Annotated in this window: 7 protein-coding genes; 4 read left to right on the top strand and 3 right to left on the bottom strand. The window is 67.6% G+C overall.

Annotation, left to right across the window (positions count from 1 at the left end; translation table 11 throughout):
- Positions 1-124: 124 nt before the first annotated feature.
- Positions 125-1,600 (top strand): N-acetylglucosamine-binding protein GbpA, encoded by a 1,476-nt coding sequence (gene gbpA / locus DFR39_RS18010; protein ID WP_133605223.1) that lies wholly within the window; start codon positions 125-127, stop codon positions 1,598-1,600.
- 88 nt (positions 1,601-1,688) lie between these two features.
- Here gbpA and polA read toward each other — a convergent pair whose 3' ends face one another.
- Positions 1,689-4,454, bottom strand: coding sequence for a DNA polymerase I (polA, locus tag DFR39_RS18005; protein ID WP_133605222.1), 2,766 nt, complete (start codon positions 4,452-4,454; stop codon positions 1,689-1,691).
- 71 nt (positions 4,455-4,525) lie between these two features.
- Here polA and DFR39_RS18000 point away from each other — a divergent pair, with 71 nt between their 5' ends.
- Genes DFR39_RS18000 through DFR39_RS17985 form a run of 3 tightly spaced genes read left to right on the top strand, consistent with a single transcriptional unit; the run spans position 4,526 to position 6,732 of the window.
- Complete coding sequence (locus tag DFR39_RS18000; protein WP_133605221.1) at positions 4,526-4,825, top strand: hypothetical protein; 300 nt, start codon at positions 4,526-4,528, stop codon at positions 4,823-4,825.
- Between the two features lie 46 nt (positions 4,826-4,871).
- Positions 4,872-5,855 (top strand): homoserine kinase, encoded by a 984-nt coding sequence (locus tag DFR39_RS17995; RefSeq protein ID WP_133605220.1) that lies wholly within the window; start codon positions 4,872-4,874, stop codon positions 5,853-5,855.
- 19 nt (positions 5,856-5,874) lie between these two features.
- Positions 5,875-6,732: a BPSS1780 family membrane protein gene (locus tag DFR39_RS17985; protein ID WP_162849577.1), complete on the top strand. Its 858-nt coding sequence runs from the start codon at positions 5,875-5,877 to the stop codon at positions 6,730-6,732.
- Positions 6,733-6,822: 90 nt separating this feature from the next.
- Here DFR39_RS17985 and DFR39_RS17980 read toward each other — a convergent pair whose 3' ends face one another.
- Together DFR39_RS17980 and DFR39_RS17975 are read right to left on the bottom strand one after the other, a co-directional pair.
- Positions 6,823-9,054 carry a PhoX family protein gene (locus DFR39_RS17980; protein ID WP_133605217.1) on the bottom strand — a complete coding sequence of 744 codons (2,232 nt, stop codon included), beginning with the start codon at positions 9,052-9,054 and terminating at the stop codon, positions 6,823-6,825.
- A gap of 163 nt (positions 9,055-9,217) precedes the next feature.
- Entirely contained in the window at positions 9,218-11,629 is a 2,412-nt protein-coding gene (locus DFR39_RS17975; protein ID WP_246030884.1) for a UvrD-helicase domain-containing protein, read from the bottom strand.
- Positions 11,630-11,633: the final 4 nt, after the last annotated feature.

The following is an 11,633-nucleotide window of genomic DNA, read 5'->3' as shown; positions in this document are numbered from 1 at the left end:
AGTGGTAAGTCTTTGAACAATCAATACCAAAACACTACCAATATCCAGAGAATCCGCGACGTCATGAACCGGCCCGCCCGGCCCGCGGCCACGTGCCGCCACTCTCACAAGGACGAAGCAAGCCATGTCGCACCCATCCACACCCTCTTCATCCTCTTCATCCTCACGCTGGCTGCGCCTGCTCGGTCTGGGCCTGCTCGGGCAAGGCCTGGCCCTCAGCGCCCTGGCGCACGGCTATCTCAGCCAGCCCGAGGCCCGTGGCCTGCTGTGCCGCAGCGGCGCCAACAGCCAGTGCGGCGCCGTGCAATGGGAGCCGCAGAGCCTGGAGGGCTTCTCCGGCTACCCCGAGCGCGGTCCGGCCGATGGCCAGATCGCCAGCGCCGGACTGGTGCAGTTCGGCGCCCTGGATGAGCAGAGCGCCGTGCGCTGGAGCAAGCGCCCCATGAGCGCTGGCGCCCAGACCTTCAGCTGGACCTTCACGGCCAACCATGTCACGCGCAACTTCCGCTACTACATCACCCGCGCCGACTGGAACCCCAACCAGCGCCTGAGCCGCTCGGCCTTCGAACCCCAGCCCTTTTGCAGCCATGACGGCGGCATGCGCCAGCCGCCCAAGCAGCTCAGCCATGTCTGCCAGGTGCCGGCGCGCAAGGGCTACCAGCTGATCCTGGCCATCTGGGAAGTGGGCGATACGCCCATGAGCTTCTACAACGTGGCCGATGTGATGTTCGAGGGCAGCGGCGGCGGCAACCCCACGCCCGCACCCGGCTGGGAGCCGCGCGGCGTGCTCCACCCCTCCACCGATCTGGCCGTGGGCGACCAGTTGATGACGCGGGTGTTCGACGCGCGCGGCGAACGCCGCGAACTGCAGACCCGGCTGAGCATTGCCCGCGCGGCCGACGGTCAGCGCGAGAGCTGGCCCTATCTGCTGGCCCAGCGCATCAATGCCGAGCAGTCGCGTCTGCTGCAGGCCGGCGTGCGCGCGGCGGACGGCCGCATCGCCCCGGCCCCGGGCCGCAACGAGGTCTTTGCCCAGGCGGCCAGCGGCATCGAGCGTGTGGAGGTGCAGATCGAGAAGGCCCCGGCCGCCGCAGCCGATCTGCTGGTCAACGGCCTGAACCCCAGCCCCAGCATCGTCAATGGCCAGCTGAGCCTGAGCTTTGGCCTCACCGCCGTGGGCGAGCTGGACATCACGGCCACGGTGCTGGACCACGGCGGCCGCACCAAGGGCACGGTGAGCCTGAGCCTGGCCAACAGCGGCCAGACGGTGTTGCTGCCCCTGCAACAACCCCAGGCCGGCCACCACCAGCTGGTGCTGCGCGGCGTGGTCAAGGGCAGTGGCGCCCTGGTGCAGAAGACCTTTGATCTGATGATCAGCGGCGGCAGCAGCACCACGCCGCCGGCCACCGCCCAGTACCGCTTCCCCGAGGGCCTGCGCGAGTACAAGGCCGGCACCCGTGTGCTGCAGCCCAAGAACGGCCGCGTCTATGAATGCCGCGCCTGGCCCAACGCCGGCTACTGCGTGCAGTGGTCCCAGCATGCCAACCAGTTCGAGCCCGGCGTGGGCACGCACTGGCAGGAAGCCTGGATCGCGCGCTGAGCGCGGGTCGGTCACGGCGGCGCTCAGCGCCGACCGTGACGTGCTGGACTCAGGGGCGCCTCAGGGCGCCCTTTTCGCATCTCGCACCTCAGTGCGCCTCGTCCCAGTTGGCGCCCACGCCCACCTCGGCCAGCAGGGGCACCTTGAGCTGGGCCACGCCGGCCATCAGGCGGGGCACCTCGGCCTTGACCCAGTCCAGCTCGGCCTCGGGCACCTCGAAGACCAGTTCGTCGTGCACCTGCATGATGATGCGCGTGGCCAGGCCGCGGGCGTCGAGCTCGTTCTGCACCGCCACCATGGCCAGCTTGATCAGGTCGGCCGCCGTGCCCTGCATGGGCGCGTTGATGGACTGGCGCTCCGCGCCGGCGCGGCGCGGTCCGTTGCCGCCCTTGATCTCAGGCAGGTAGATGCGGCGGCCGAACAGGGTCTGCACATAGCCCAGCTCGGCGGCGCGGGACTTGGTCTCGTCCATATAGCGCTTCACGCCGGCAAAGCGGGTGAAGTAGCGGTCGATGTAGTCCTTGGCCGCCTTCTGCTCGATGCCCAGACTCTGGGCCAGGCCGAAAGCGCCCATGCCATAGATCAGGCCGAAGTTGATGGTCTTGGCATAGCGGCGCTGCTCGCTCGTGACCTCGTCCAGCGGCACGCCGAAGACCTCGCTAGCGGTGGCGCGGTGTACGTCTTGCCCCTCCTGGAAGGCGCGCAGCAGGCCCGGGTCCTCGCTGATATGGGCCATGATGCGCAGCTCGATCTGGGAGTAGTCGGCGCTGACGATGCAATGCCCCGGCGGCGCGATGAAGGCCTCGCGCACCTTGCGCCCTTCCGCGGTGCGGATGGGGATGTTCTGCAGATTGGGCTCGTTGCTGGAGAGGCGCCCCGTCACCGTCACCGCCTGGGCATAGGTGGTGTGCACCCGGCCGGTGGCCGGGTTGATCATCAGGGGCAGCTTGTCGGTATAGGTGCTCTTGAGCTTGGCCAGGCCGCGGTACTCCAGGATCTTGGCCGGCAGCGGGTAGTCCTGGGCCAACTTGTCCAGCACCTCCTCGTCGGTGGAGGGGGCGCCGGTGGCGGTCTTCTTCACCACGGGCAGGCCCAGCTTGTTGAACAGGATCTCGCCGATCTGCTTGGGGCTGCCCATATTGAAGGGCTGGCCGGCAATCTCGTAGGCCTGCTGCTCCAGGGCCACCAGGCGCTGGGCCAGCTCGTGGCTCTGGGCCTGCAGGCGGCTGGCGTCGATCAGCACGCCGGTGCGCTCCACCCGCGCCAGGGCCGCCGAGGTGGGCAGCTCGATCTGCTCGTAGACGAAGTTCAGCCCGGCCTCGGCTTGGATCTGGGGCAGCAGCAGCTCGCTGAGCTGCACGCACATCTCGGAGTCCTCGCCCGAATACTCGGTGGCGCGCGCCACATCCACCTGGGCAAAGGGAATCTGGTGGGCGCCCTTGCCGCAGAGGTCTTCGTAGTTGATGCCGCTGCGGCCCAGATGGCGCTCGGCAAGGGCCGAGAGCCCATGGGTCTTGTGCGCCTCCAGCACATAGCTCTGCAGCATGGTGTCGTGCGCATAGCCCGCCACGGCGATGCCATGGTTCATGAACACATGGCTGTCGTACTTGATGTTCTGGCCCAGCTTCTTCTTGCTGGCATCTTCCAGCCAGGGCTTGAGTCGGGCCAGCACGGCATCCAGCGGCAGCTGCTCGGGCGCGTCCGGGCCCTCGTGGCGCAGCGGGATGTAGGCGGCCCTGCCCGGTTCCACGGCAAAGGAGATGCCCACGATGCGGGCCTGCATGCCGTCGAGCGAATCCGTCTCGGTATCCAGCGCGGTCAGCGGCGCAGCCTCAATGCGCGCCAGCCAGGCGTCCAGCTGCTCCCAGCTCAGCAGGGTCTCATAGCGGCGCTCCAGCGGCGCGGCGGGCGGGGTGGGCGCGGCGGAGGCGTCCGGAGCGGCAGCGGGCGCAGCGGCCTTGGTCTTGGGCGCGGGCAACTCGCCCGTGAGTTCCTTGAGCCAGGTCTTGAAGCCGTAGCGGCCGTAGAAGCCGGCCAGGCCGCTCTCGTCCACCGGCTTGAGGGCCAGGGCCCCCAGGGCCGGCCAGCCGGGCACATGACCGTCCAGATCGCAGTCGCAGCGCACGGTCACCAGCTTGCGGCCCATGGGCAGCCAGTCCAGGGCCTTGCGCAGGTTCTCACCGGCCACGCCCTTGATCTTGTCGGCGTTGGCCATCACGCCGTCCAGCGAGCCATGCTCGGCAATCCATTTGGCCGCGGTCTTGGGGCCCACCTTCTCGACGCCGGGCACGTTGTCCACGGCGTCGCCCATCAGGGTCAGATAGTCGATGATGCGGTCCGGCGGCACGCCGAACTTCTCCAGCACGCCGGCCTCGTCCAGGCGCTCGGGCGGCTTGGCCATGGTGTTGATCAGGCTCACATCGGGCGTGACCAGCTGGGCCAGGTCCTTGTCGCCGGTGGCCACCACCACCTGGTGGCCGCTGGCCGCGCCCAGGCGGGCCAGGGTGCCGATGGCGTCGTCGGCCTCGATGCCGGGCACTTCCAGCACCGGCCAGCCCAGCAGGCGCACCACCTCGTGGATGGGCTCGATCTGGGCGCGCAGATCATCGGGCATGGGCGCGCGCTGGGCCTTGTACTCGGGGTACCACTCATCGCGGAAGGTCGGGCCCTTGGCATCGAAGACGCAGGCGGCATGCTCGGCGCCGATGTCATCGCGCAGCTTCTTCATCATGGCCACGATGCCATGCACCGCCCCGGTGGTCTGGCCCTCGGGGCCGCGCAGATCGGGCAGGGCATGGTAGGCGCGGTACAGGAAGCTGGAGCCGTCGACCAGCAGCAGAATCGGTTTGCTCATGGGGCGCGATTGTCCGCGAAGCCGCAGCCGGCCCGCCGCCGGGTGCGCCTTAGAATGGCAGCATCATGACGATGAAGCGCCCGCTCCTCTCCCTGCTGCTCGCCGCCCCGCTGAGCCTGGCCGCCACGGCGGCCCTGGCTCTGGATGTGCCCGAGCCCCAGGTCAAGCAGATCGTGCTGGAGGACGACCACACCCGCGTCGAGGAACTGCGCGTGCGCGGCCAGACCCAGAAGGTCACGGTCCAACCCAAGAACAGCAAGGCCCCCGCCTACGAGATCATCATGGGCGATGGCAGCCGTGACCTCTCCGCCGGCCCCGGGTCCACCCGTGGCGCCGCTGGCCAACGCGTCTGGCGCCTGCTGGATTTCTGAGCCCTGGGGCCTGCCCCGCCCCGGCATTGCGACTCCACTCCTCCTCATGGCCGTCTTCACCGAAGTCTCCCTGGCCCAGGCTCAAGCCCTGGCCGACCGTCTGAACCTGGGCGCCGTGCAGGCCCTGCAGGGCATCAAGGCGGGCATCGAGAACACCAACTACTTCCTCAATACCGAAAGCGGCAGCTATGTGCTGACGGTGTTTGAGCGGCTCACGTTCGAGCAGCTACCCTTCTACCTGCGCCTGATGGAGCATCTGGCGCAGCGCGGTGTGGCCGTGCCGGCCCCGCATGCGGACGCCCAGGGCGAAATCCTCTTCGAGCTGGCGGGCAAGCCCGCTGCCGTGGTGGACAAGCTGGCCGGCGGCCACCAGCTGGCGCCGGACCTGCACCATTGCCAGCAGGTGGGCGCCCAGCTCGCCCGCATGCACCTGGCCGGCCAGGACTTCCCCTTGAGCCAGCCCAATCTGCGCGGCCTGGCCTGGTGGAGCGAGACCGTGCCCGTGGTCCTGCCCTTTCTGAGCCCTGCACAGTCCGAGCTGATCAGCAGCGAGCTGGCGTTCCAGCAGCAGCTGGCCGCCTCGCAGAGCTATGCCGAGCTGCCGCGCGGCCCCATCCACGCCGACCTGTTCCGCGACAACGTGATGTTTGCCGAAGTGGAAGGCGGACTTCCGGGGCGGGAGCGCCTGACCGGCTTTTTCGACTTCTACTTCGCTGGCGTCGACACCTGGCTCTTCGATCTGGCCGTGTGCCTGAACGACTGGTGCATCGACCTGGCCAGCGGCCGCCTCGATGCCGCACGCGCCCAGGCCTTTGTCGATGCCTACGAGGGCGTGCGCCCGCTCAGCGGTGCCGAGCACCGCCTGCTGCCCGCCCTGCTGCGCGGCGCCGCCCTGCGCTTCTGGATCTCGCGCCTGTGGGACTTCCACCTGCCGCGCGACGCCGCCCTGCTCAAGCCCCATGACCCCGGCCATTTCGAACGCGTGCTGCGCGAACGGGTGGCCGAGCCCTGGCACGCCCTCAAAGACTGAACGCCCAACGCACGCCGCCGTGTCCAACTCTTCCCTGCCCCTTCATCTGCAGACCGTACCGGCCCGCCATGGCGTGCTCTGGGTGCGGCACGGCTTCAAGATCTTCAAGCGCCGGCCCATGGCACTGAGCGGGCTGCTGGCCCTGTGCATGCTGGCCGCCTTGCTGGCCCTGCTGGTGCCGGTGCTCGGCTCCATGCTGCTGTTGATGGGCCTGCCCCTGATGAGCCTGGGCTTCATGCTGGCCACTCATCTGGTGCTGCAGAACCAGAATCCGACGGCCTCCGTCTTCCTGGCCCCCTTCAAGCTCACGGCCACACGTCGCAACAGCCAGCTAGCCCTGTGCTCGGGCTATGCCCTGGCCACGGTGCTGGTGATGGTGGCCAGCAATGCGGTGGATGGCGGCGCCTTCCAGAACCTGCAGGACCTGATGGCCGACCCCAAGGCCAACGACCCGGCCTATGAGGCCGCCCTGCAGGCCGCCATTGGCGACCCGCGCCTGTTCTGGGGCATGGTGTGCCGGCTGTCCCTGGCCACCTTGCTGGCTGTGCCCTTCTGGCATGCGCCGGCCCTGGTGCACTGGGGCGGCCAGGGCGCGCTGCAGGCCCTGTTCTCCAGCACCCTGGGCGTCTGGCGCAATCGCGGTGCCTTTGTGCTCAATGGACTGATCTGGGTGGGACTGATCGTGAGCCTGTCCATGGGCCTGGCCCTGCTGACCAGCCTCTTGGGCCTGGGCCAGATCCTGCCCATGCTGGCCCTGCCCCTGGGCCTGCTGCTGTCCACGGTGTTCTACGTCTCGCTGTACTTCACCTTCATTGACTGCTTCATGTTCGGCGCCCCCAAGGATCTGCCGGAGCCCCCGGCTGCCAGCGCCTCGTGAAGCTTCAGGCGCTGACGGCAAGAGCCCGAGCCGCCCGAAGCCAGGCATGAAAAAACCCCGCCGCGGCGGGGTTTTCCATTGGGCGGTGGCTTAGCTGCCGATGCGGCCGCCGTCGTTCTTGGTGATCACGATGGTGGCAGAACGGGGACGCTTGCCGGCCCCATAGCCCGCGTTGCTGGGCCACTGGCTGCTGTACTTGCTCGGATCGCCAATATTGGCCATGGCCGTGCCCTCACCCGGGTGCTGGATGTTGACGAAGATCGCCTTGCCGTCCGGCGTCTCGCACAGGCCGGTGATCTCGCAGTCCTTGGGGCCGACCAGGAAACGCTTGAGCGTGTCGGCCGTGGGGGCCTTGCCCACATAGGTATCCACGTTCAAGGCGCTGCCATCGGCCTTGGTGTAGCTGAGGGTCTTCTTGGCACCGTCGCCCACCTGACCGGGAATGGCGGCCAGCATCATGCAGTTGGTGACATCGGTGTAGGCGCCGTCATCGGTCTGGATCCAGCAGATGCCGGTGGAGGGGCTGAAGACCAGACCGTCGGGGCTGGACAGGTCCTGGTCACTGGTCAGGCTGGACAGATTGATGCTGCCCGCAGCGGCAGTGGATTCGGCGCCGAACAGGTACACGTCCCAGGTGAAGCTGGTGGCGGTGGAGCCGGCGGAGCCTTCCTTGATGCGCAGGATGTGGCCGTTGGGATTGCCCGTCTGGTTGCTGCTGCCGCCCTTCACATCGGTGTAGACGCGCGGATTGGCGCTGTCGGGCGCCATCTGCGAGCTGCTGCTGGGCTCGACACGGCGGTTGCTGTTGTTGGTCAGCGCGAAATAGATCTCGCCATTGGCCGGATTGACCGAGCACCACTCGGGACGATCCATCTTGGTGGCGCCCACGGCGTCGGCCGCCAGACGGGTGTTCACGCAAATATCGCCCTGATCGGCGAAGGCATAGGCGCTGTAGCCCGCAATCGCGCTATTGGACAGGGCCAGCTCGATCCACTGACCGCTGCCATCGCTGGCGAACTTGGCCACATAGAGCTTGCCGCTGTCCAGGTACTTGTCGCCGGCGGCCATGCGGTTGGCGGGGTTGGCATCGGCCGCGTCCCAGTTGGCCGCGCTGACGAATTTGTAGATGTACTCGCCGCGCGAGTCGTCGCCCATATAGGCGGCCAGCGGCTTGCCCACGACGGGCGTGCCGAAGGCAGCGCTCTCATGCGCGAAGCGGCCTAGCGCGGTGCGCTTCTTGGCCAGCTTGCTCTTGTCGTAGGCATCGATCTCGACGATATAGCCCTGCGCATTCATCTCGTTGCGATAGTCATCGCTGCCATCGGCCGAGCTGCCCAGCTTGCTGTTGTTCCAGCGCACATACTTGTCTTCGCTGCCGGCGCTCTCCCAGCCATGGCGCGAAGCGGCGCCTTGGCTGCGGCCATAGCGCTTCAGCGCGGCGACACTCTTGTCATTGCCGCGTGCGGCGTCATCGGTGGACGAACGGGTGAAGTAGCCCGCCCAGTTCTCTTCGCCCGTCAGCAGCGTGCCCCAGGGGGTCTTGCCGGTACCGCAGTTGTTCAGGGTGCCGCGGGTCTTGGTGCCGGTGGGCGAGTACTTGGTGACGAGCAGCTTGTTGCCACGTGCCGGGCCGCTGATTTCCATCTCCGTCAGGGTGGTCAGGCGGTAGTTGAAGGCGGAATCCTTCACATAGGACCACTTGCCATCGCCAGCCTTCTTCACCTCGACCACGGACACGCCATGGATGGCCAACTCCTTGTCCACCTCGGAGGCCGGACGCGGCAGCGTCGAGGTGCCGCCATTGGCGTGCAGGAAGAAAGACGAGAGCTTCTCGTCGGTGGTGGCCTCATGGTTCATGCCCAGCAGGCCGCGATCGGCGGCCGTGGTCGAGGGCTTGCCATCGGCGCTCAGGCCGAACCACTCCATGCCGTCATGGTGGTCACCGGCACGGTTTTCATAATCGGTGTCGCTGCCGTCGTTCTTGTAGTCGGCCGTCGCCGCGCGCAGCGGGTCGCCCAGCGCGTAGATCACGCTGAAGCTGTAGCCGGCGGGCACGCTGACCTTGTCTTCCAGGCTCTTGGCGACAGCCGCAAAGCCCAGCTTGTCCAGGGGCTTGACGGTAGGCGGGGTGGGGATCAGATCGTCATCGCTGCCGCCACCGCAGGCCGTCAGGCCCACACCGCCAAACACCGCGGCCGCCGCGCTGCCGACGGCACCGCGAAGGAGGGAGCGGCGAGCCAGGCGCGCCTGCAAAACGCTGTCGAAGTTCTCGTTGCGGCTGTTGTTGTAATCGATCTCGTCGGGGGCAAAGGTCTTGGACATGGAAAACTGCCTCTAGCGGTTGCTTGAAGCCGCGCAGTCTGCGCAGACGCAATGACCCGCCTGTGACAGTTCCATGATGTTCCAGCGAAACCCTTTGGCCCATCTCGCATGGCCCGCCAGGCGCCCCCCCCTGCCGATCGCGCCCGCGCCGCTAACGGCCCCCTCAGTCGATGGGCGTGAGCTTGGCCACGCCCAGGGCCAGCCACTTCACGCCGTGGCGGCCGAAGTTGACCTGGGCGCGCGCATCGGGGCCACTGCCCTCCAGGGTCATCAGCACGCCCTCGCCGAACTTGGTGTGGAACACGCCCTTGCCCACGCGCAGGCCGCCATGCTCCTCGTCCACCTTCTTCTTCATCGAGGCCGGCACCGGCGGCTCCACCCAGGCCGCCTTCTCATTGCTGTAGGCCCGCTGGCCAGCACCCACCATGGACTTGAGCCCCGAGCCGCGCGACCAGGCCTCCTGGTACTCCTTGGCAAAGCCCGAACCAAAGCCCTGGTTGCGCGGGGTCAGCCACTTGAGCGCGGCCTCGGGCAGCTCGTCGAAGAAGCGGCTCTTGACGTTGTAGCGCGTCTGGCCGTGCAGCATGCGGGTCTGGCAGAAGCTCATGTACAGGCGCTGGCGCGCCCGCGTGATGGCCACATACATCAGGCGGCGTTCTTCCTCGAGACCATCGCTGTCGGAGAGCGAGTTCTCATGCGGGAATAGGCCTTCCTCCAGGCCGGTGATGAAGACGGCGTCGAACTCCAAGCCCTTGGCCGAGTGCACGGTCATCAGCTGGATCGCATCCTGGCCGGCCTGGGCCTGGTTGTCGCCGGCCTCCAGCGAGGCGTGCGTCAGGAAGGCCGCCAGGGGCGACATGATCTCGCCCGTCTCGGCATCCGGCGTCACGGCCGCGGCCGCCACCGCCAGGGGCAGGCCGGCCGCAATGGTGCCGGGCGCGGTCTCGTCCACCGGCAGGGCAATGGCGTCCTTGCCAAAGCCCTCCTGGGTGACAAAGGCCTCGGCCGCATTCACCAGTTCGGCCAAGTTCTCCAGGCGCTCGGCGCCTTCCTTCTCGGTGCGGTAGAAGTCCGCCAGGCCGGAGGTCTCGACCACCTGCTCGATGATCTCGCGCAGGGTCAGGCCTTGCGTGAGATTGCGCATGGAGTCCACCAGCTGGGTGAAGCCCACCAGATTGGCCCCGCCCTTGCCCGCCACCGCGCCCACGCTCTGCCAGAGGCTGCGACCGCTGCTGCGCGCGGCGTCCTGCAGCTGCTCGATGGTGCGGGCGCCGATGCCGCGGGTGGGGAAGTTCACCACGCGCAGGAAGCTGGTGTCATCGTTCGGGTTCTCGATCAGCCGCAGATAGGCCAGCGCATGCTTGACTTCGGCGCGCTCGAAGAAGCGCAGGCCGCCGTAGACGCGATACGGAATGCCGGCATTGAAGAGCGCTGACTCGATCACACGCGACTGCGCATTGCTGCGGTAGAGCACCGCGATTTCCTGCCGCGGCATGCCCGCGCGGTGCAGGCTTTGCGCCTCCTCGATCAGCCACTGCGCGTCATTGAAGTCGCTGGCCGCCTCGTGCACGCGGATGGGCTCGCCCGGGCCCATCTCGGTGCGCAGGTTCTTGCCCAGGCGGCGGCTGTTGTTGGAGATCAGGGTGTTGGCCGCGTCCAGGATATTGCCGAAGCTGCGGTAGTTCTGCTCCAGCTTGACGACCTTCTTCACGCGGAACTCGCGCTCGAAGTCCGACATATTGCCCACGCGCGCACCGCGGAAGGCGTAGATGCTCTGGTCGTCGTCGCCCACGGCAAACACGCCCTGGCCCGCGCCCGGTGGCGCAAACATCTTGAGCCAGGCGTACTGCAGCTTGTTGGTGTCCTGGAACTCATCCACCAGCAGGTGCTGGAAGCGGTGCTGGTAGTGCTGGCGCAGGGCCAGGTTGTCGCGCATCAGCTCGTAGGAGCGCAGCATCAGCTCGGCAAAGTCCACCACGCCCTCGCGGGCGCACTGGTCCTCGTAGGCCTGGTAGATCTGCACCAGCGTCCGGGTCTGCTCGTCGCGCTGCTCGATGTCCTTGGGCCGCAGACCGTCTTCCTTGGCCCCGGCGATGAACCAGCCCACCTGCTTGGGCACAAAGCGCTCCTCGTCCAGCTTCATGGCCTTGATCACGCGCTTGATGGCGGAGACCGTGTCGCTGGCATCCAGTATCTGGAAGCCCTGCGGCAGGCCGGCCAGCTTCCAGTGCGCGCGCAGGAATCGGTTGCACAGGCCGTGGAAGGTGCCTATCCACATGCCCCGCACATTCACCGGCAACATGGTGGACAGACGCGTGAGCATCTCCTTGGCGGCCTTGTTGGTGAAGGTCACGGCCATGATGGCACCGGGCGTGGCCTGCCCCGTCTGCAGCAGCCAGGCGATGCGGGTGGTCAGCACCCGGGTCTTGCCCGAACCGGCGCCGGCCAGGATCAGGCTGGGCTCGGCGGGCGCGGTCACGGCCGCGTACTGCTCGGGATTGAGATTCTTCAACAGGCCGGCGCCAGCAGGCGGCGGCGGTGGCGCAAACATGTCTTCTTGGGGGGGCAGACTCATCCCG

The organism is Roseateles asaccharophilus, from assembly GCF_004362405.1.
Classification (GTDB): Bacteria; Pseudomonadota; Gammaproteobacteria; order Burkholderiales; family Burkholderiaceae_C; genus Kinneretia; species Kinneretia asaccharophila.
This window is presented reverse-complemented; position numbering and strand designations above follow the sequence as displayed.